This is a genomic window from Gilliamella sp. LMG 34359, from assembly GCF_984569085.1.
In genome coordinates this window covers 2,317,301-2,338,031 of the sequence record NZ_OZ474906.1, presented here as the reverse complement: position 1 = coordinate 2,338,031, position 20,731 = coordinate 2,317,301, and the positions used below count along the sequence as shown (strand labels likewise).

Annotated in this window: 18 protein-coding genes, 1 tRNA gene and 1 pseudogene; 8 read left to right on the top strand and 12 right to left on the bottom strand. The window is 34.9% G+C overall.

The features are described 5' to 3' along the window. Window positions 1-4: 4 nt before the first annotated feature. The 3 genes from AC5LXV_RS10900 to AC5LXV_RS10890 form a co-directional block, all read right to left on the bottom strand. On the bottom strand, window positions 5-1,153 hold the full coding sequence (locus tag AC5LXV_RS10900) for a sugar diacid recognition domain-containing protein (RefSeq protein ID WP_493466427.1): 1,149 nt from the start codon (window positions 1,151-1,153) through the stop codon (window positions 5-7). Window positions 1,154-1,368: 215 nt separating this feature from the next. After that, a complete protein-coding gene (locus AC5LXV_RS10895) occupies window positions 1,369-2,514 on the bottom strand; it encodes a glycerate kinase family protein (RefSeq protein WP_493466426.1) in 1,146 nt (381 codons plus the stop codon). Between the two features lie 17 nt (window positions 2,515-2,531). Next, window positions 2,532-3,836: a GntP family permease gene (locus tag AC5LXV_RS10890; protein ID WP_493466425.1), complete on the bottom strand. Its 1,305-nt coding sequence runs from the start codon at window positions 3,834-3,836 to the stop codon at window positions 2,532-2,534. 420 nt (window positions 3,837-4,256) lie between these two features. Between AC5LXV_RS10890 and trhP the strand changes: the two genes are divergently transcribed. After that, a complete protein-coding gene (gene trhP, locus AC5LXV_RS10885; RefSeq protein WP_493467994.1) occupies window positions 4,257-5,594 on the top strand; it encodes a prephenate-dependent tRNA uridine(34) hydroxylase TrhP in 1,338 nt (445 codons plus the stop codon). A gap of 70 nt (window positions 5,595-5,664) precedes the next feature. Here the strand turns inward: trhP and proA are convergent, their stop codons facing one another. From proA to gpt, 8 genes are all read right to left on the bottom strand, one after another. Continuing rightward, window positions 5,665-6,918 carry a glutamate-5-semialdehyde dehydrogenase gene (proA, locus tag AC5LXV_RS10880; protein ID WP_493466424.1) on the bottom strand — a complete coding sequence of 418 codons (1,254 nt, stop codon included), beginning with the start codon at window positions 6,916-6,918 and terminating at the stop codon, window positions 5,665-5,667. A 10-nt stretch (window positions 6,919-6,928) separates the two neighbouring features. Further along, window positions 6,929-7,459 carry a hypothetical protein gene (locus AC5LXV_RS10875; protein ID WP_493466423.1) on the bottom strand — a complete coding sequence of 177 codons (531 nt, stop codon included), beginning with the start codon at window positions 7,457-7,459 and terminating at the stop codon, window positions 6,929-6,931. Between the two features lie 25 nt (window positions 7,460-7,484). Further along, window positions 7,485-7,910 carry a hypothetical protein gene (locus tag AC5LXV_RS10870; protein WP_493452916.1) on the bottom strand — a complete coding sequence of 142 codons (426 nt, stop codon included), beginning with the start codon at window positions 7,908-7,910 and terminating at the stop codon, window positions 7,485-7,487. A 219-nt stretch (window positions 7,911-8,129) separates the two neighbouring features. Then, entirely contained in the window at window positions 8,130-8,552 is a 423-nt protein-coding gene (locus AC5LXV_RS10865) for a hypothetical protein (RefSeq protein WP_493466422.1), read from the bottom strand. A 33-nt stretch (window positions 8,553-8,585) separates the two neighbouring features. Next, window positions 8,586-8,876: a hypothetical protein gene (locus tag AC5LXV_RS10860; protein ID WP_493452914.1), complete on the bottom strand. Its 291-nt coding sequence runs from the start codon at window positions 8,874-8,876 to the stop codon at window positions 8,586-8,588. Window positions 8,877-8,897: 21 nt separating this feature from the next. Then, on the bottom strand, window positions 8,898-10,007 hold the full coding sequence (gene proB, locus AC5LXV_RS10855; protein WP_493466421.1) for a glutamate 5-kinase: 1,110 nt from the start codon (window positions 10,005-10,007) through the stop codon (window positions 8,898-8,900). Between the two features lie 26 nt (window positions 10,008-10,033). Beyond that, window positions 10,034-11,287 carry an esterase FrsA gene (frsA, locus tag AC5LXV_RS10850; RefSeq protein ID WP_493466420.1) on the bottom strand — a complete coding sequence of 418 codons (1,254 nt, stop codon included), beginning with the start codon at window positions 11,285-11,287 and terminating at the stop codon, window positions 10,034-10,036. A gap of 32 nt (window positions 11,288-11,319) precedes the next feature. Further along, entirely contained in the window at window positions 11,320-11,850 is a 531-nt protein-coding gene (gpt, locus tag AC5LXV_RS10845; RefSeq protein WP_493466419.1) for a xanthine phosphoribosyltransferase, read from the bottom strand. A 149-nt stretch (window positions 11,851-11,999) separates the two neighbouring features. Between gpt and AC5LXV_RS10840 the strand changes: the two genes are divergently transcribed. From AC5LXV_RS10840 to serC, 6 genes and pseudogenes are all read left to right on the top strand, one after another. Continuing rightward, window positions 12,000-13,463, top strand: a complete 1,464-nt coding sequence (locus tag AC5LXV_RS10840; protein WP_493466418.1) for an aminoacyl-histidine dipeptidase — start codon at window positions 12,000-12,002, stop codon at window positions 13,461-13,463. A gap of 198 nt (window positions 13,464-13,661) precedes the next feature. Beyond that, window positions 13,662-14,672 (top strand): N-acetyl-gamma-glutamyl-phosphate reductase, encoded by a 1,011-nt coding sequence (argC, locus tag AC5LXV_RS10835; protein WP_493466417.1) that lies wholly within the window; start codon window positions 13,662-13,664, stop codon window positions 14,670-14,672. Between the two features lie 51 nt (window positions 14,673-14,723). Next, on the top strand, window positions 14,724-15,503 hold the full coding sequence (gene argB, locus AC5LXV_RS10830; protein WP_493466416.1) for an acetylglutamate kinase: 780 nt from the start codon (window positions 14,724-14,726) through the stop codon (window positions 15,501-15,503). 107 nt (window positions 15,504-15,610) lie between these two features. After that, window positions 15,611-16,822: pseudogene (locus AC5LXV_RS10825) on the top strand (argininosuccinate synthase); the annotation flags it as partial. A 244-nt stretch (window positions 16,823-17,066) separates the two neighbouring features. After that, window positions 17,067-18,443, top strand: a complete 1,377-nt coding sequence (gene argH / locus AC5LXV_RS10820; RefSeq protein ID WP_493466415.1) for an argininosuccinate lyase — start codon at window positions 17,067-17,069, stop codon at window positions 18,441-18,443. Window positions 18,444-18,600: 157 nt separating this feature from the next. After that, window positions 18,601-19,686, top strand: coding sequence for a 3-phosphoserine/phosphohydroxythreonine transaminase (serC, locus tag AC5LXV_RS10815; protein WP_493466414.1), 1,086 nt, complete (start codon window positions 18,601-18,603; stop codon window positions 19,684-19,686). A gap of 59 nt (window positions 19,687-19,745) precedes the next feature. Here serC and AC5LXV_RS10810 read toward each other — a convergent pair whose 3' ends face one another. Further along, window positions 19,746-20,105, bottom strand: coding sequence for a DUF4156 domain-containing protein (locus tag AC5LXV_RS10810; RefSeq protein ID WP_110424043.1), 360 nt, complete (start codon window positions 20,103-20,105; stop codon window positions 19,746-19,748). 220 nt (window positions 20,106-20,325) lie between these two features. On the opposite strand from AC5LXV_RS10810, the gene AC5LXV_RS10805 reads away from it, so the two are divergent. Continuing rightward, window positions 20,326-20,402, top strand: a tRNA-Ile gene (locus AC5LXV_RS10805). Window positions 20,403-20,731 lie beyond the last annotated feature (329 nt).

The window sequence follows — 20,731 nt, the reverse complement described above, 5'->3', positions numbered from 1 at the left end:
AAAGCTATTTATCGAGTTGTAATGCAATATAAAGCAGTACACGATCATCGAATTTTGATAAATCTAATCCCGTTACTTTGGCAATATTGTTTAATCGATACTCAAGTGTATTGCGATGTATGAATAGGGCTTTTGCTGTATTATTGTTATGTAGATTATGAATAAACCAAGTTTGGAGAGTATTTTGCAGTAAGCCATTTGTATCAGATGCTTTTAATTTATTTAACGGTGAAAGTAACTCTTCCGCTTGCCAATCTTGGTTTAAACCATCCAATAAAACTGGTAAGATTAGGTCCTGATAATAATAATTACGACAATGTGGTAATCTTTTTTTTCCAATTTCCAATGCTGTTTTGGCGGTTTGATAAGATCTTGCTATGGCATCGTTACCTTGATGGAAGTAATTTCCTAAAGATATTTTTATTTTAAATTGACTGAGCAGTTTTGTCTGACTAACTAACTTTTCTAATTTTGTTTTATGTTCTGCTAAATCCCATCGATTAAATTTATTTAAAGCTGGAAGTAATATCACAATTTCGGTTAGCGATTTTATGGCAACTAATTTGGTTATTGTTTCGAGTTCATTTTGAATTTGTTGTAATTCACTCATAGCTGTTTGAATTCCTAACTGGCCACTTTCGATTTCAATAATCACAGTTACATATGGTAAAGATAAATCAATATTTAATTTTCGACTCCACTCAGTTATGTTTGTCATTGTGTTATCTGGTTGAATTATTGATAATATAAATTCTTCTTTTAAACGATTATCTTGAGAGAGCTGATTAAGTAATAACGCTTGTTCTATCATCATCTCAGCTATCATACTTACTAGTTCTGCAAATTGGATGATTTTATTTGGTTCGCCCGTGACACCAATAACACCAACAATTTCATCTTTAAGTTTCAACGGAAAATTAACACTCGGTTTAACACCTTTAAGTTTTTTGGCAGTTGGATTGTCAATGGTAACCACTCTGCCTTGTGATATGGCTAATACTGCACCTTCATGTAATTCGCCAATTCGTTCTAAATCACCGCTACCGATAATTTCTCCATGGTTATTCATTATATTTACGTTACAATTGATGATTTGCATGGTTTTATCAACAATATACTGAGCAAGTTTTGGAGAGATGCTTTGAACTTTCATAGTGATAAACTCTTTTATTTTTTAATGACTTATACTTTATAGTTTATTGATTTTTATTGCTAGGATCCTTATCGATATCGTCTGAAGCATTTCAATTAAAGCTAATTTGAATAGGTTATTTTAATGATAAAAATTATTGGTGTTTATAATAATTGGGGAAATAAAACTAGCCTCTTTATTTCCCCATTCTCTTACTTGTTAGTTGTCTGAAAATGTTAAAGTTGAGTGATATTAATTAGACGACCAATATTCTCACTGGTGCGTTCAATATTTTTAAAGCCATCGGCTAATAAATCTTCAATCTTAGCTAAAGAAGGAATAATGCCAAAAATGGTGTTAATACCTTCAGGATAAAGTTCCTCGATATTTTCACCAATCATTCCCGCTAATGCAATAACCGGAACATTGTGCTTTTTAGCCGTTTGTGCAACACCATAAGGCGTTTTTCCAAATTTAGTTTGAAAGTCAATTCCACCTTCGCCGGTAAAACAGAAATCAGCACCAATTAATTGATTTTCTAAATTACTGTACTTGATAACTATATCAATGCCTTTTTCCATTTTACTATTGGTAAAAGCCATTAATCCGGCACCCAATCCACCAGCAGCGCCTGCGCCAGGAATCGTTACGACATCTTTATTTAGCTGAGTTTTTATGATTGATGCATAATGCTGTAAGTTCGCATCTAGTTGTTCAACCATCTCAGGGGTTGCTCCTTTTTGCGGACCAAAGACTCTTGAAGCACCTTTTTCGCCACATAATGGATTGGTAACATCACTAGCAACAATAAATTCAACGGTATCTAATTGAGGATTGATTTCCGAGGTATCAATTTTAGCTAAATCTCCTAATGCACCACCGCCTTTAGGAAGTAATTGATTATTTTTATCATAAAGTTTTACACCCAAAGCTTGTGCCATGCCAGCTCCGCCATCATTAGTGGCACTACCACCAATACCTAAGATGATTTTTTTAATTCCCCGTTTTAAGCAATCGAGAATTAGCTCCCCAGTACCAAAGGTTGTAGTGATTAGAGGATTACGTTGTTCTTTAGGAACAAGGTGAATACCGCTTGCAGATGCCATTTCAATAACTGCGGTTGTGTTATCACCCAAAATTCCATAATAGGCCGTTACCTTGTTACCCAGCGGGCCTGTAACTTCACAAGCATATAATGTACCGTTAGTGGCATCTACTAATGACTGTGTTGTACCTTCACCACCATCAGCCATCGGGACATGAATATATTTTGCATCAGGAAAAACTTTTTTTAACCCTGATTCCATTGCCTGACATACTTGTTTTGCCGTTAAACTTTCTTTAAACGAGTCAGGTGCAAGTACAAATGTTTTTTGTTTCATAAAAATTACTCTTAATATTACATAATAAATTGATAGAAAATAGTGGCAACGAGTGTCATTGTTCCACCAACCATAGCTTCATATGGGATCAGTTTCATACGTTGCTTAATTGTCATATTCATACTTCCACCAGTGACATGGAAGTAATTTCCTTGAGGTAATGAATCAATAACCGTTGCACCAGTATGCATCATAACTGCTGCACTAATAGCAGGTATACCCATGTTAGTAATGGTTGAACCAAAAGTTCCGGTTGCTAAAATAACACCAGTAGAGGTTGAAGCTGTGGCTGCTGCCATTAATACACCGGAAATTGGTGATAAGTAATAGCCAGAGATACCCATGGAACCAATAATATTGATAACTTGAGTTGCCAAGTTTGATGCACCAATTAAACCAGCAATAGCACCCGCACCAACCAAGATGAGTACAGTTGGTGTCATTTTTTCAATTCCCGATTTGGTATACATAGCAATGTTACGATGTTGTCCCATGGCTAGCATTCCGATGATCCCCGCAACAGGAAGTACATATAAAGCATCAAGTTTTAAATTAGCCAATGTCTCAATATGAAAAATATTGCCTATAGGATTGATCATTAATAGTAAAATTGCCGTTACAGGCGCAACAACAGCTTTGCCTAAAGAAGGGGTGTTATTTTTTTGTTCAGTATCATTTTTTTGTAAAGCAATCACTTCTTGATCAGTTACTTTATCACCTTTGTTTTTGATTAATGAAGCAATTAAAACTGTTGCAGTTAAACCAAATATTGCAGGAATAAAACCAGCTATCATCACGTCACTTAAGCTTAAATTGAATCCATTGGCAACCGCAATAGTATTCGGGTTAGGGGAGATAATATTTCCTGCTTTACCACCACCAGAAAGTGCTAGTAATAAAGCTAATCGGGAAATGCCCATTTTATTACCTACAGAAAGCGCAATTGGGGCAACAATTAATACCGCAACAGGAATAAATACCCCTGATGCAGTGATAATACCTGTAGCTAATGCTAAAGCGAGTAAAGCTTTCTTTTCACCTAATTTTTTTACCACAGCTTGTGCGATGGTTTCCGCAGCACCAGATTCCATCATTACACCAGCTAGAATACCTGCCGCTAATACTCTTATTACGGTACCCATAATACTTTGTGTGCCGTCAGTTAAAATGGTAACAGTTTGTACTAGATTCGCACCACCAATAAAAGCACCAATTATCGCGCCAAAAAATAACGAATAAACAGGATTTATTCCGCGTAGAATTAAAAAAATAGCAAGAAAAAGCCCTATAATCGCTCCATACCAACTAATGAGTTCAGTCATTTTAATTTTCCTCATGTTTTTAAGATAATTAAAAAAGTTGTACTAATTTTATTATTGAATTTGTTTATGCTATGTGGTTTTGTACAAATATAAGCAATAAAAACTAAAAAAATATTGGGCGTTATAATAGTTTTATGTGATCTTAGTCACAAATTTAGGGTCTTTTAACGGTATTCTATTATTTATATTTTTATCCGATTTAAAGAAATATTTCACTATTTTTATTTAAATTTATGGCATAACTCCATATTCTACAAATTATCGTTTCTTGTTAGTCATTGAGATTTTATTATTCTTCATTACAACTACAATTAATTTGCCAATCTGATAGCTAAAGCGTAAAATGCCCATCCTATTTTGCTTAACCTATTACCTTATAAGGTAATACTGACTTGAAATCAGAGGCATTTTTTAATGACAATGTTATATCCAAAACCAGAATTACTTTCACCAGCTGGTTCACTTAAAAATATGCGTTACGCATTTGCTTATGGTGCTGATGCAGTTTATGCCGGGCAACCACGCTACAGTTTGCGAGTGCGCAATAATGAATTTAATCATGAGAATCTTGCTATCGGTATTAACGAAGCTCATGCTCAAGGTAAAAAGTTTTACGTAGTTGTGAACATTGCACCGCATAATTCGAAATTAAAAACCTTTATCCGTGATTTAGAGCCAATCGTAAATATGAAGCCAGATGCATTTATCATGTCTGATCCTGGCTTAATTATGTTGGTTCGTGAGCATTTTCCTGAGATGGAAATTCACTTATCTGTGCAGTCCAACGCGGTTAACTGGGCGACGGTAAAATTTTGGCATAAGATGGGATTGACGCGTGTCGTGTTGTCACGAGAGTTATCCATCGATGAAATCAAAGAAATTCGCGAAAAAGTGCCGGAAATGGAACTTGAAGTTTTTATTCATGGTGCGCTGTGTATGGCTTATTCTGGGCGTTGTTTATTATCGGGTTATATTAATAAACGTGATTCTAATCAAGGTACTTGTACCAATGCTTGTCGTTGGGAGTATAAAGTGTCCGAAGGTAAAGAAGATGAAGTAGGGCAGATTGTGCATAAATGCGAGCCAATTCCTGTACAACAAGTTGAACCAACATTGGGCATTGGCACAACAACTGATCAAGTTTTTATGTTAGAAGAATCTGGTCGCCCTGGCGAATATATGCAAGCTTTTGAAGATGAACATGGTACTTATATCATGAATTCAAAAGATCTAAGAGCGGTTGAATTAGTCGAAGATTTAACTAAGATCGGCGTACATTCACTTAAGATTGAAGGGCGAACCAAATCGTTTTATTACTGTGCAAGAACAGCTCAAGTCTATCGTCAAGCTATTGATGCCGCCAGTGAAGGTAAACCATTTGATCCTCGCCTATTGGTTGAACTTGATTCATTAGCTCATCGCGGCTACACCGAAGGCTTTTTGCGTCGTCATAAACATGAAGATATGCAAAATTATCTGCATAGCCACTCAGTTTCAGATAGACAGCAATTTGTTGGTGAGTTTAGTGGTCAACGTCTAAATGGATTGGCTGAAGTTATTGTGAAAAATAAATTTTCAGTAGGCGATAGTGTTGAAATGATGACTCCTAAAGGTAATATGACATTTATTATTGAACGAATGGAGAATAAAAAAGGTCAACCTGTTCCTGCTGGCCTTGGTGATGGTCATATTGTTTACATTCCAGTAGACGAAAATATCGATTTGAATTATGCACTTTTAATGCGTAATTTTGATTAATCTATTTAACTTATATAACTAATAACCATATAACTAACTGTTCAGGTTTATGAACAGTTAGTTATTATCATTACTGACGAATTAAATCTTCGCCATAACCAATCCATTTATAAGTGGTTAACGCTTCCAGACCCATTGGTCCTCTGGCATGTAATTTTTGTGTACTGACAGCAACTTCCGCGCCTAAACCAAATTGTGCTCCATCAGTAAATCGTGTTGATGCGTTGACATAAACCGCAGCTGCATCCACTAAATTAACGAACTGTTCAGCATTAAATAAACTACGAGTTAGAATGGCTTCTGAATGACCACTGCCATATTCTCGTATATGTTCGACGGCTAATTCAAGTGAGTCTACAATTACAATATTCAGATCTTTAGAAAGCCACTCTTGTCTAAGTTCCTCATCCTTCGACGGGAATACATTAGCAACCCCTGAATTTAAAATTTTATAAGCATCGGTATCCGCATGTAATACGACTTGGTTATCAGCCATGATTTGGTTAAGTTTTGGTAAGAAGGTGTTAGCAATTGCAGTATGGACAAGCAATGTTTCCACGGTATTACAAGTACTTGGTCGCTGAGTTTTGGCATTAACTATTATCGATAGCGCTTTATCAAAATCAGCACTTTCATCGACAAAAATATGGCAAACTCCAATACCACCAGTGATCACAGGTATGGTTGAATGTTCACGGCAAATTTTGTGTAAAGCAGCACCACCACGAGGAATGATCATATCGACATATTTATCCAGTTTAAGCAGTTCAGTGATGTATTTACGATCGGGATTATCGATAGATTGAACAGCTGTTTCAGGTAAACCAACTTGTTTTAACGCTTGTTGAATAATAGCTATGATAGCGGCATTAGTATTAACCGTCTCTTTGCCACCACGTAGTATGGCTACATTGCCGGTCTTTAAGCAGAGAGCTGCAATATCAATAGTCACATTAGGACGGGCTTCATAGATAACGCCAATTACCCCCAAAGGGACTCTGTGACGTTGTAGCTTCAATCCACTAGCTAAAGTTGAACCATCGATAACTTGGCCAATCGGATCTTTCAAAGAAACAACATTTCGAACATCATTGGCAATAGATGATAATCGTTCAGATGTTAAGAGCAGACGATCCAGTATTGCATCACTTAAGCCTTGATCTTTTGCTATAGCCATATCTTTCTGATTTGCGTTAAGAATTTTATCAGAGTTCAGTTCTAATAAATCAGCAATATTAATCAATGCGTTATTTTTAGTTTCTGTTGAACATTGCGCTAATTGATATGAAGCAAGTTTGGCTGCTTTTCCCATTTCGTTTATCATTACTTAACCTTTATAGATTTTGTTCACAAAATTTTCTAATAGACTGCATTTTTTCTAAATATAATTGTTTGTCTGTATCCAACATCATATTAAGATCAATAATATAATCCTCAATAGTATTGTTTATCTTGTGTTTTATTATTATGGTATTAGAATTTTTTTCTGAGATATCAATAATATTTTTAAACAGAATACAGGTCATTTTATTATTATCTTTTCTTCTTAGAAATACATAAACAATAAAAAACAGTGTAAACAGGATAAGATCCGTAACAGTAAACTGGCTATTTCTAATACTGATAAATGTTGTACCCAAAATGATATATTTTTCTGCCCACTGCAATAACAAAAAAACAATCATTAATAATAAAACTAATCCGAGGTGATAAGGGATTTCGATTATGTGTGAGAAAATAAAGAAAGCAATAAAGCAAACAAGTAGAATTATTATAAAAGTTTTGATGTATTTACGTCGATAAAAGACTAAATCTTGATCATCTTTTTGCCATTTTTCGTGATAACTACTAACTTCAATACTCAATGTTATAACCTTTTAATATTTTATATTAGCTTCTTTTTTCTTTATCTTTGAACACGGTATGTAAGGTGTTTAAAAGCTCAGTTTTAGTTTTAGACGTTAACTGATTGGTATATATTTTTAATGTTAACTCTGCATTTTTGATTTTACTAAAATAATTGATATGCACACATTTAGGCTCATATCTTACCGAGGTTATATTTTTAAAAAGAACTGTTTGCTTCATTCTTCCTAGTGTTGGTTTTAATGTAATAAAATCATGCCCGATTTTCACATAAACCATGTTGTATTGAAGTAATATTAAAATTGAAAGAAATATAATCAAACCAAGAACTATTATGATAAATTCGAGGCTTATTGTTAAAGGCAATAGTACAACGGGAAACGTTAAGGCTATTGGTAAAATATAGCCTCGAGCGTGAAATTCTTTAACACTTTGATTTTTAGAGTCCATTTTTAATTTTAACCTAGATTTATTGTTTAATAATCATATCATTGCGATATACAGTAGCAGATGCATATTCATAACCAATTACCTACTAATTTGTTGTGAATGATGATCTACAATTTGTATCAAAAAAGCATCACTCTCCTAATGTGGAGTCATCAATTAATAAAAAAGTTGAGAACAAACATGTTTTAATCTTTGTTCTAAATCATAACTTTTATTAGTTTATTGTTCCTTATCTCTTAATAACGTATGTAATGTAGTTAAAAGTTTTTCTTTTTCCTCATTTTCCATAACTGTTAAAGGTATTTTTACAGTATGTTCTTTATGACTAATTTTATTTTTGTAATTAATAATTACTTTATTTTTTTGATAATTAATTGATGAGATTTCTTCAAAAAGCATACTCACCCCACTTCTTAGCGGTGCAGTAGGTCTATAGGTAATATAATCATCGCCAATTGAGATATAAATCATATTAAATTGCCAAATAACACGAATCAATATAATTATCGGCACTCCTATACTTAAATTCATCTCTATAGGAAGCATTAACGTAATGAAAAATAATATAACACATAATATCATCAAAAGTATGACGTGACGTCGAGCTTTAAATTGTTTTATATTTTGATTTTGTGATTCCATTTTTTATCCTTAAAAAATAATGTTCATGTTATTTTATGAATTGCGTCTCTCTTCTAATGTTTTTTCATTAGCAAGATCAGTTATTTTTCTCGCGCCCAAAATCCCAATTAATCCCAAAGGGACAAATATTATGCTGCCAATAATAATCAAAATACTTGCTATTTTTTTATTATCTCCTGCAAAAAATATTCCTATCGTACTTATTAATGCTGATATGCATGCAATAGGTAAAATACTTCCATAAATTTGATCTTCAAGTGAGCACATGTAAACGATTAATACACCAAACCAGTTGGCTATTATACCACCTATAGCTAGTCCCATTTTTTATTTCCTTATTATTTGTTATTTAATAATCATATCATTTCGATGTACAGCAACAGCTCCATATTCATAACCAATAATTTGACTAATTTGTTGTGAATGATGGCCGGCAATTTGTTTTAATGCATCGCTATTATAACGACTTACACCTCGTGCAATTCGTCTTCCAGACTTATCACAAATATCAATTACTTCTCCACGTGAGAAATCTTTTTCAACCGCGACAATTCCTTTTGGCAAAAGTGAACTACCATTATTTAAAATAGCATTAATAGCGCCATCATCAAGAATAATTTTTCCTGCATTGGGGGCACCATATAGCCAATGTTTGCGATGCTCTAAAGGTGTTTTTTGTGGTAAAAAACGGGTACCCACAGATTGATTATTGACGGCATCAATAATCACATTTTCTTTGCTCCCGGCAGCAATTATTACTTCTATACCCGCGCTACCAGCTACTTCAGCTGCTTGGATTTTGGTACTCATACCACCGGTTCCCAGACCTGATACACTATCACCAGCAATGCTACGTAAACTATCATCAATCTGAGAAACTTCTTCTATCAATTTTGCATCGTGATCGGTTCGAGGATCGGCTGTATATAATCCTTCTATATCGGTAAGTAATAAGAGTTTATCCGCTTCAGCTAAAATCGCGGCCAGTGCTGATAGATTGTCATTATCACCAACTTTAATTTCCGCAGTGGCAACCGCATCATTTTCATTGATAACAGGAATAATATTATTATCTAACATCGCTTTTAGGGCATCTTGTGCATTTAAAAAACGTTCACGATCTTCTAAATCTGCCCGTGTTAATAGCATTTGACCGATATAAATTTTATATATAGAGAATAACTGTTCCCAAAGTTGGATAAGTTTGCTTTGACCAACCGAGGCAAGTAACTGTTTTGATGCAACGGTATTAGGAAGGTTAGGGAAGTTTAGATATTCTCGGCCGGCAGCGATAGCACCCGAAGTAACGATAATAATTTTGTGACCATTTTGATGTAAATAAGCGCATTGACGAATCAGCTCTACTATTCGAGCACGATCTAACTGTTTAGTACCACTGGTTAAAACGCTAGTACCTAGCTTAACAACGACCGTTAGTTGTTTTTTATTCTTCATAGCAATACTCTTATTTAAATCATTTATTACAAAATAGATTCCATCCATTTAACTGATTGCGTTAAAGCGTTTTGTAAGCTTTTTTGTAATGGTGTTTTAGCAATAGTCACAATTTTACTTTGTTTTGAAGATTGAATTAATTTCGCCTCAGTTAGATTACTCAATTTATCATCTTCAAAGATAATATTCATAATAGGCACAGGGCAGGAACGAGTTAATAATCCCTGATTTTTAAGCGAAAAATAATTCAATTCTGCCGCTAATTGCTGATTTGATACCGATGTTAAACCCAATCGACAAGCCAACATGTCTTTATAACAGTTAGGTAAATTTTGTTGTAAAGTTTTATCCACAAATATCTGATGTACAAAAGGGGTGAAGTTGAAAAGTCCCTTTATTTTATTGGGCATTAAATAGGCAAGGCGAGTTGCAATATGCGAACCAAAACGGAAGCCCGCAACTATCACACGATTACTATCTACCCATGGTACTGTTGCTAATTGTTCGATAATAGCTTGATGAATTTGGCTACTATTTTGGGTTAATACAAAATTTCGACTAAATCCGACCGTTGGTAAATCTACCGTTAACATTGCAAAACCTTGTGGAGCAAGATATTCACTAAAGTAACGATAATAATCGATCTGTAGATTGCCTAATGCATTACATACTAAGACGACAGGGCATACGGCATCACAATTTTGCGGTAAATGTAAAATCGTTTTAATACTACGATTTTCAACTTTAAATTCAATCTGTTTTGTCGTGTAAGGCGAATATTCGAGTGCTTTCATATAAGCTTGATATGCACAAGTTTGTGCATACATCGCGAGCTCATCATTTTTAAAATGAGGATAACTTGCGATACTTGCATATTCGCTTGCAATTAAATAATCTTGATGTAAATTATTTTTAGCTTCTGCAGATAAGTTTGTTTGATCTACCGCATCAATTTTTGCTTGCCATTTTGCTGCTTGATTTAAAAACTCATAAATCCAATTGCCAGGTTGATAACCAATAACTGTATCTAGCCATTTATCATCAGTATGACGTTTAGTCGATATAGCGATTTGTGATAAAACCGCTTCGATTTCTAATTTTGGCAAACCTCGCCAATACCATAAAATAGGGTTAATGATTCGGTACCACTTTGAATCAATTTCACCATCAAATGGGCTTGTACTGCTACCATTACTACTATCTATTCGTTTGATTAGCGATGATGTTTCAGGGTAGTCATATTGTGGTTTGAATATCTTTTCTGACAGGTTTTCAGTCATAACCATGGCAACCTTGTTAAAATAATTAATTGTTAATGATCGCTAATTGGTTTAACAAACATTACACCAGTGTCCCATGGTTGTTCAATCCAAGTATCTTGAGCAATATTGATAACATAGTCATCAACTAATGGTTTGCCTGCAGGTTTAGCGAAGATAGTCACAAAATGGGCCTTCGGATATATTTCACGAATCGTGTGCGCAGTACTTCCGGTATCGACTAAATCATCAACCACAATAAAGCCCTCGCCATCACCATTAGCTTGTTTTAAGATTAGTTTTTCACGTTGATGATCGTGGTCATAGCTTGAAATACAGACAGTATCAACATAACGGATACTCAGTTCACGAGCTAGAATAGCCGCTGGAACTAAGCCGCCTCGGCTAACGGCGATAATACCTTTCCATTGGTTGGCGGGTAATAATCTTTCAGCAAGTTGACGCCCATAAGATTGAAGCATTTCCCAAGTAACGTTAAATTTTTTCTTTTCAGCAATGATCTCTGCTTTATGCTGTTTTTTTGCTTTGATTTGTTCTTCTGTTAAATTTTGTTCTATTGACATGTGTAACCTGCAATTTTAATCGAATAAACGAATTCAATAAATTAATATTAATGGACTTAAAATAGATGTAAAATTGCACCTTATTATAGAGTGATTAGATAAAAAAATCACTCATTAATTTTTTACCCACCTAATATTGAGGATAAAATATGCTATCGACCTTAAATCCAAAATTTGTTTGGCAGATTTTTAATGATATTTGTAAAATTCCCCATCCTTCTCATCATGAACAAATGATAACCAAGTATATTGTCGATTTTGCAGCAACTCATCACATTGATTGTCAGCTTGATAAAGCTGGAAATATTTTATTAAGCAAAGCTGCAACTAAAAGTATGGAAAATTGCCCATCTATCGCCTTACAAGCTCACATGGATATGGTTCCTCAAAAAAATGAAGCTACACAGCACGATTTTCTAACCGATCCTATTCAAGCCTATGTAGATGGTGAATGGGTTAAAGCAAAAGGAACAACATTAGGCGCTGATAATGGTGTTGGTCTTGCTTCTGCGCTAGCGGTATTAATTGATCCCTCTGTTGAACATGGTCCACTTGAGGTATTAGTCACTACTTCTGAAGAAACTGGCATGCATGGTGCTTTTGGTCTTCAACCAAATTGGTTAAAAAGCCATTATCTCATCAATACTGACTCTGAAGATGAAGGTGAGATATTTACAGGTTGCGCGGGTGGTGTAGATTTCTCAATTAATTTTGCAATTACTTATGCGGTAATGCCAGAAATTCACGATTGCTATATTGAACTTGCGTTAAAAGGTTTGAAAGGTGGTCATTCAGGTTGTGATATTCATCTGGGGCGTGGTAATGCCATAAAATTAATGGCGAGATTGCTAGCTGAATACGGGCAAGATATCTCATTTAGATTAGCTGATATCAGAGGAGGTTCATTACGTAATGCAATTCCAAGAGAAGCCTTTGCTGAATTAACTTTAAATAAACAAGATTTACCTAAATTAGCAGAGATAGTTAAACAATACCAATCAATCTTACAAAATGAGTTTGGTCAAATTGAACCTGATATCGAATTGACGGTGAAAGAAGTTACAACAGATAGTGTTAAACGGGTTATCGCCATTGAACAACAAAATAAAATCATCAATATGTTAAATACTGCACCTAATGGTGTGGTCACTATGAGCAATCAGATTCACGGTGTGGTAGAGACATCTTTAAATCTAGGTATTGTCACTATTAGTGATAGCCAATTAAGCGTGAATTTTTTAATCCGTTCACAAGTTGATAGTGCCAAAGATGCTGTAGTTTCAACCTTAATATCATTAAGTCAATTAGTAAATGCTAATTATGAGATCAGCGGTGGTTATTCAGGTTGGGAACCGAATTTAAATTCAAGCCTTTTACAATTGGCCAAGGATAAGTACCAAGAGATTTTCTCAAAACAAGCTAAAATTATGGTTATCCATGCTGGTTTAGAATGTGGATTATTCAAACAGTCATATCCACATATGGATATGATTTCAATTGGGCCAACTATTGTGTCGCCTCATTCACCTGATGAGAAGGTCAATATTCAAAGTGTTTACCGTTATTGGGAATTATTAATTGCTATCTTAAAATCGGCCTGTTATTTGAAATAATCACTGTTATTCCTCCTATTAATAAGTTGGTAGGAGGAATTATCCTACCTTTACATCGCCTTTTTCAATGATTGAAACCTTGTTATATGAAAATAAATTCACAAAAAGTGAATAAAAATTCAATTTTCACTTGCTTTGTTTTATTAGAAAGCCTACTATAATAGCTAAAAAAATCAATAGAAATGAATAAGGAAAGGTATGTTGAAAGCAATAATTGTTGGAGCAAGTGGTTATGCAGGTGCAAAACTAGCATATTATTTAACCAAGCATCCTAATATTGAGTTGGTGGCTTTAACCGTTTCAGAAAATAGTCTTGATGGTGGCAAGCTGATTTCGGATTATGATTTATATCCGCAATTAAAAGGTGTGGTGGATTTACCATTAATTGCAACCGCTGATTATTCATCTCTCATTAACGATATTGATATTGTTTTTTTAGCTACCGAACACTCAGTTAGTCATGATATTGCACCATATTTCTTAGCAAAAGACTGTACAGTTTTTGATCTATCCGGTGCATTTCGCGTTAATTCCTCATCTTTTTATACTCAATTTTACGGTTTTGAACATCAGCACAAGCAATGGTTGGATAAAGCCGTTTATGGATTAGCTGAATGGAATTTTGAGGCAATAAAACAGGCGCAATTAATAGCTGTTCCTGGCTGTTATCCAACCGCATCACAATTGCCATTAAAACCACTAATCGAAGAAGACTTACTAGACAAAAGGCAGTGGCCTGTTATCAATGCCGTTAGTGGTGTGAGTGGTGCAGGCCGCAAACCTTCAACAAATAATATATTTTGTGAAGTCAGTTTACATGCTTATGGACTATTTACTCATCGCCATCAACCTGAAATTGCAACACATTTAGGTCAAGAAATTATTTTTACACCTCACCTTGGTTGTTTTAAGCAGGGTATTCATGCCACCATTACCTGCTTGGTGAAAGAAGGGGTAACATCAGATGATATTCTTAACGCGTTAAACAAATATTATCAAGATAAGCCGTTAATAAGAGTTTATCAAAAAGATTGGCCTGCATTAAAATCAGTAATTGGTCTACCTTATTGTGATATTGGCTTTGTGCTTAAAGGGCAACATCTAATTCTAATTTCGGTAGAAGATAATTTATTAAAAGGTGCTGCTGCACAAGCGGTGCAATGTATGAATATTCGATTTGGCTTTGATGAAACAACAGCCTTATTATAAATTAATAATTTTATACAAGATGACCCATATTAAAATTGATAGGAAAGCAAAATGAAACCTTTAATTATTAAGTTTGGTGGTGTTTTACTCGATAATAAAGATGTATTAAGTAAATTATTCATTGTCATTAGCGAATATAAAAAGAATTTTAAACGACCTTTAATTATTGTTCATGGTGGTGGTAGTGTAGTTGATGCATTAATGGATCGACTTTCATTACCGGTGGTTCGTCGTAATGGTTTACGTGTTACTCCAGCAGATCAGATTGATGTAATTGTGGGTAGTCTTGCTGGAAGCGCCAACACGACAATATTATCGGAAGCCAAAAAACAACAAATTCCTAGTATTGGTCTGTGTTTAGCTGATGGTGATAGTGTCAAAGTTAAGCAAATTTCTGAAGAGTTAGGTTATGTAGGCGAAGCTCTAGTCGGTGATCCATCTTTAATCAATTTGTTACTTAATAATGGTTATTTACCTATTGTTAGTTCAATTGGTATTACTGATGAAGGCAAGATGATGAATGTTAATGCCGATCACGCTGCCGTTGCACTAGCAAAAACGTTAGATGCTGATTTAATTTTGTTGTCTGATGTTTCTGGAGTGTTAGATGGAAACAAACAACTAATTGCATCATTAACACAAGCTGAAGCTGATCACCTCATTGCCAAAGGCATTATTACAGATGGCATGATAGTCAAAGTCAATTCGGCCTTTGAAGCAGCAAAAACGCTCGGACGACCAATTGATATAGCTAGTTGGAAAGAATCAGATAAACTCATTGAATTATTTAATGGAAAATCGGGAATAACAGGTACAAGAATCATTGCTTAAATATAGATCAGTTAGTATATTAAGTGGGTGTATTTGTTATTAAATATACATTATTTAATCTTTAAATCATTTATTTTTTTCGTCAGTAAATTAAGAAAGGGTATAACATGAAAAAAAGTGCAACAAAAAAGGTGGTTTTAGCCTATTCGGGTGGATTAGATACATCCGCCATTATTCCTTGGTTAAAAGAGAATTATGGCGGTTGTGAAGTTTACGCATTAGTCGCTAATGTCGGTCAAGATCCTAAAGAACTAAAAGATGTCGAGAAAAAAGCCAAAGCATCTGGCGCAGTAGCATGCAAAGTTGTCGATTTACGCGAAGAATTTGTTAAAGATTATGTTTACCCTGTTTTGAAAACTGGCGCGTTATATGAAGGAACTTACTATCTTGGAACTTCGATGGCTCGCCCAATTATTGCCAAAGCGCAAGTTGAATATGCGTTAGAAATTGGTGCTGACACCCTTTGCCATGGCGCAACCGGTAAAGGTAATGACCAAGTCCGTTTCGAAACAACCTATACCGCTTTAGCACCGCAACTTAAAGTCATTGCACCTTGGCGTGAATGGGATTTACGGTCACGCGAAGCTTTAATTGATTATTTAAAAGTACGAAAAATTCCAACAACAGCAACCGTTGAAAAAATCTATAGCCGTGATGAAAATGCGTGGCATATCTCTACCGAAGGTGGTGTGCTTGAAAGCACTTGGAATCAAGCTAATGCAGATTGCTGGGCTTGGACAGTGTCTCCAGAAGATGCGCCAAATGAAGCAGAACTTGTCACCATTGGTATTGAAAAAGGTGAAGTTGTGGCTGTTAATGGTAAAAAACTATCACCATATAACTGTGTAGCCACGCTCAATAAAATTGGTGCCAAACATGGTGTAGGTCGTGTTGATATCATTGAAAACCGCCTAGTTGGCATCAAATCTCGTGGTTGTTATGAAACCCCGGGGGGTACAATCATGATGACCGCATTACGAGGTTTAGAACAACTGATTTTAGATCGTGATAGCTTTAAATGGCGTGAACAACTCGGTTTAGAGATGGCATATGTTGTTTATGATGGTCGTTGGTTTGCGCCATATCGTCGTTCTATTCAAGCGGCGGCTGATGTATTGGCAGAAGATATGACTGGTGAAGTTGTCGTTAAACTTTACAAAGGAAATGCAACAGCTGTTCAAAAGAAATCACCAAATAGCTTATATAGCGAAGAGTTTGCAACTTTTGGTGAAGATGAAGTTTATGATCATAGCCATGCGGGTGGATTTATTCGTTTATTCTCATTATCTTCACGTATTCGAGCATTAAATGAAGGTAAGAAAAATCAACCGGCCAAAAAAGCTAAAGTAGCAGCAAAAGAAACTACAAAATCTAAGAGCAATACTAAAAGTAAAAAGTAATTTTTAATACTTTTTAGTAAGATATAACACACAATATATACAGGCTTTAGTCTGTATATATTTTTTATCGTATTATTGCATTTTAATTTATCATTAACATTATTAGAAAAACGATAAAATTTAAATCGTTTAGGATTGATTGAAAATAACATTTGAGGTAATTATGGCATTATGGGGTGGGCGTTTTAGCCAAGCTGCGGATCAGCGATTTAAACATTTTAATGATTCTTTACGCTTTGATTATCGGCTTGCAGAGCAAGATATCATTGGATCAATTGCATGGTCTAAAGCATTGGTTACTGTGGACGTTTTATCTTATGATGAACAAAAAAAGCTTGAAATAGCGTTAACCGAATTATTAGATTCAGTACGGCAAGATCCGCAGCAGATTCTACAAAGTGATGCGGAAGATATTCATAGTTGGGTAGAACAAAAACTGATTGAAAAAGTTGGCGATTTAGGCAAAAAATTACATACTGGCCGTAGTCGCAATGATCAATCAACCACCGATCTTAAATTATGGTGTAAGGCTGAAATTGCTCATCTTATTTCTGCTATTAATCAATTAAGAAAACGCTTAGTGCTTACCGCGGAACAACATCAAGATGCGGTTATGCCTGGTTATACTCATTTACAACGTGCTCAGCCCGTCACTTTTGCGCATTGGTGCTTGGCGTATTATGAAATGTTAACGCGTGATGAAAGTCGCTTGCAAGATACGCTTAAACGCTTGGATGTTAGTCCTTTGGGATGTGGAGCGTTAGCCGGTACAGCATATTCAATGGATCGCGATCTACTAGCTAATTGGTTAGGTTTCTCAACTGCAACGAATAATAGCTTAGATGCGGTATCAGATAGGGATCATGTTCTAGAATTACTCAATAATGCCTCTATAGGTATGGTACATCTATCTCGATTTGCTGAAGATTTAATTATTTTCAATAGTGGTGAAGCAAATTTTGTTGAACTATCCGATCGGGTAACATCAGGATCATCATTAATGCCTCAGAAAAAAAATCCTGATGCTTTAGAACTTATTCGAGGTAAAGTTGGGCGAGTAGTCGGCGCATTAACTGGGGCTATGGTGACTTTTAAAGGCTTACCGCTTGCCTATAATAAAGATCTACAAGAAGATAAAGAACACCTGTTTGACGCATTGGATACTTGGCAAGCGTGTTTAGATATGGCCACTTTGGTTCTTGAGGATATTAAAATTAATTACCAAAATTGCCAAGATGCCGCTAAACAAGGCTACTCTAACGCGACAGAACTTGCTGACTATCTGGTTGCTAAAGGTATTCCATTTAGGCAAGCTCATCACATTGTTGGTGAAGCAGTTGTAGCTGCGATAGCTAAGCAAAAAGCACTAGAGGAATTAACGCTTGAAGAATTAAAAGTATTTAGTGATGTTATTGAAAATGATGTCTATCCAATTTTATCGTTGGAATCTTGCTTAGCTAAACGATCTGCTAAAGGTGGGGTATCGCCTATACAGGTCAAATTTGCAATTGACAATGCCAAGCAGCAACTTTCACTATAATAAATTTTACGAATTATTCTAAATGCCGACTTTAGTCGGCATTTTTATGCTGCCAAAAAACGTTTAGCAACTTTTTTTGATAAAAAAATTGATTGTATATCGGTAAATAGAGTGTAAAAATAGATTTTCTATTTTTGACGGATGAAAATGAATTGCAATGAAGAACAGTTATAATTTTAGTGCAGGTCCAGCAAAACTTCCTGCGGATGTTCTAAAACAAGTACAAGCTGAATTACTAAATTGGCAAGATACAGGTGCTTCGGTGATGGAATTAAGCCACCGAGGTAAAGATTTTGATGCATGTGCAATTGCAGCAACTGACGATCTTCGTGATATTTTAAATGTACCAGAAAATTATAAAATTTTATTTTGCCAAGGTGGGGCTAGGGCACAATTTGCTGCTGTGCCATTAAATATATTAGGCAATAAAACAGATGCCGATTACATTAATTGTGGTTATTGGAGTCAATGCGCCGCCAAAGAAGCAACCAAATACTGTAATGTGATTGAACAAAATGTGGTTGTTAAAAATGATGGAGTAACCTCAATCAAACCGATGTCTGAATGGCAATTGAGTGATAATAGTGCCTATGTCCATTATTGCCCTAATGAAACTATCGACGGAATAGAAATATTTGAACAACCAAACTTTGGCGATAAAACAGTCGTTGCTGATTTATCTTCTTGTATTTTATCTCAACCTATCGATGTTAGTCGTTATGGCATTATATATGCCGGTGCCCAGAAAAATATTGGTCCTTCAGGTATCACAATTGTTATCGTTCGAGAAGATTTAATTGGCTATGCTCAAAAGGTATTACCCTCAGTATTAGACTATAAACTATTAATGGATCATGATTCGATGTTTAATACGCCACCTACATTTGCATGGTATATGTCAGGCTTAGTGTTTAAATGGATTAAAAACTTGGGTGGATTATCTGCTATGCAACAGCGAAATCAAGCTAAAGCACAATTACTTTACCAGTTTATCGATCAATCCGGTTTTTACCGCAATACTGTAGCAATTCCTAATCGTTCAATTATGAACGTTACCTTCTTATCACCAAACGAAGAACTTGATAAAAAATTTGTTAGCGAGGCTACTCAAGCAAATATTATTGGTATCAAAGGTCATCGAATCGCTGGCGGAATGAGGGCATCTATTTACAATGCAATGGATATCGATGGTGTTAAATACCTAATTGAATTTATGAAACAATTTGAAAAGCAAAATGGTTAATAATATTTGTAAGCTAATTAAAAAGGGATAACAATATCCCTTTTTTTATTGACGATTTATTATTTACAACGATAGACTTCACCAGTCATCACGGCATCTGTCGGAGCAATATCTGAAACATATTGTAAAGATGCATCTTGCGCATTATAAATCACATTACCGCCCATTGCCGCCGCTTTATTCATCAGATCTGTTGCTGCATCACGAATTAACTCACTATGGGTTTTTAAACCAGAAAAGAAAGTGCCACGACGGCCTTCAGCTTTGCCAATGAATTGGCAATTTGCTGCAGGTTTGGTATCAATGAACTGCACTTGTCGACCAGCTGAAGTGGCTTGGTAATTTGAGTTACTACAACCATTTAAAAACAATGCAGTAGATAAAGCTGCGCTCATAAAAAGAATTTTTTTGATAGACATAATATTTCCCCAACCAATATAACGATCATTAGTAGTAATTGTTAAAAGCATTGTATCAGGTTAATTAACTAAAAAATATCGCTTATTATAAATGATGATATTCTGACAGAAGTTAGTCTAATAATTAAGCAAATCAACCTTTTTTGTTAATTAAATGTAGCAAATTCAATTTAACTCTATTATAATCGCAACCCTACTAAGTCAGTAGCACCTCAAAAGAGGCCCCTTAGCTCAGTTGGTCAGAGCAGTCGACTCATAATCGATTGGTCACTGGTTCAAGTCCAGTAGGGGCCACCATCAAATGCCTTTAAATTCAATCAGTTATCTGTCTTAATAATGTTTTCTTTTATGTGTTATTTTGAGCTGTGGCGATAAAATGGCGGTTGATTTTTTCCGTTTAACTTTTCAATCTTGTCAGTTAATAGTTAATAGTTAATAGTTAATAGTTAATAGTTAATAGTTAATAGTTAATAGTTAATAGTTAATAGTTAATAGTTAATAGTTAATAGTTAATAGTTAATAGCTAGTAGTTAGTAGTTAGTAGCTAGTAGTTAGTAGTTAGTAGTTAGTAGTTAGTAGTTAGTAGTTATTAGTGTGGTGGTTAGGTATTTTCGTTTAGTAAATTA

Coding starts and splice junctions, on each gene's coding strand:
- serC (WP_493466414.1), top strand. CDS start 18,601: ATGAAGAACAGTTATAATTTTAGTGCAGGTCCAGCAAAACTTCCTGCG.
- AC5LXV_RS10840 (WP_493466418.1), top strand. CDS start 12,000: ATGCTATCGACCTTAAATCCAAAATTTGTTTGGCAGATTTTTAATGAT.
- trhP (WP_493467994.1), top strand. CDS start 4,257: ATGTTATATCCAAAACCAGAATTACTTTCACCAGCTGGTTCACTTAAA.
- proB (WP_493466421.1), bottom strand. CDS start 10,007: ATGAAGAATAAAAAACAACTAACGGTCGTTGTTAAGCTAGGTACTAGC.
- AC5LXV_RS10900 (WP_493466427.1), bottom strand. CDS start 1,153: ATGAAAGTTCAAAGCATCTCTCCAAAACTTGCTCAGTATATTGTTGAT.
- proA (WP_493466424.1), bottom strand. CDS start 6,918: ATGATAAACGAAATGGGAAAAGCAGCCAAACTTGCTTCATATCAATTA.
- AC5LXV_RS10810 (WP_110424043.1), bottom strand. CDS start 20,105: ATGTCTATCAAAAAAATTCTTTTTATGAGCGCAGCTTTATCTACTGCA.
- argC (WP_493466417.1), top strand. CDS start 13,662: ATGTTGAAAGCAATAATTGTTGGAGCAAGTGGTTATGCAGGTGCAAAA.
- gpt (WP_493466419.1), bottom strand. CDS start 11,850: ATGTCAATAGAACAAAATTTAACAGAAGAACAAATCAAAGCAAAAAAA.
- frsA (WP_493466420.1), bottom strand. CDS start 11,287: ATGACTGAAAACCTGTCAGAAAAGATATTCAAACCACAATATGACTAC.
- AC5LXV_RS10865 (WP_493466422.1), bottom strand. CDS start 8,552: ATGGAATCACAAAATCAAAATATAAAACAATTTAAAGCTCGACGTCAC.
- AC5LXV_RS10895 (WP_493466426.1), bottom strand. CDS start 2,514: ATGAAACAAAAAACATTTGTACTTGCACCTGACTCGTTTAAAGAAAGT.
- argB (WP_493466416.1), top strand. CDS start 14,724: ATGAAACCTTTAATTATTAAGTTTGGTGGTGTTTTACTCGATAATAAA.
- AC5LXV_RS10890 (WP_493466425.1), bottom strand. CDS start 3,836: ATGACTGAACTCATTAGTTGGTATGGAGCGATTATAGGGCTTTTTCTT.
- argH (WP_493466415.1), top strand. CDS start 17,067: ATGGCATTATGGGGTGGGCGTTTTAGCCAAGCTGCGGATCAGCGATTT.
- AC5LXV_RS10860 (WP_493452914.1), bottom strand. CDS start 8,876: ATGGGACTAGCTATAGGTGGTATAATAGCCAACTGGTTTGGTGTATTA.
- AC5LXV_RS10870 (WP_493452916.1), bottom strand. CDS start 7,910: ATGGACTCTAAAAATCAAAGTGTTAAAGAATTTCACGCTCGAGGCTAT.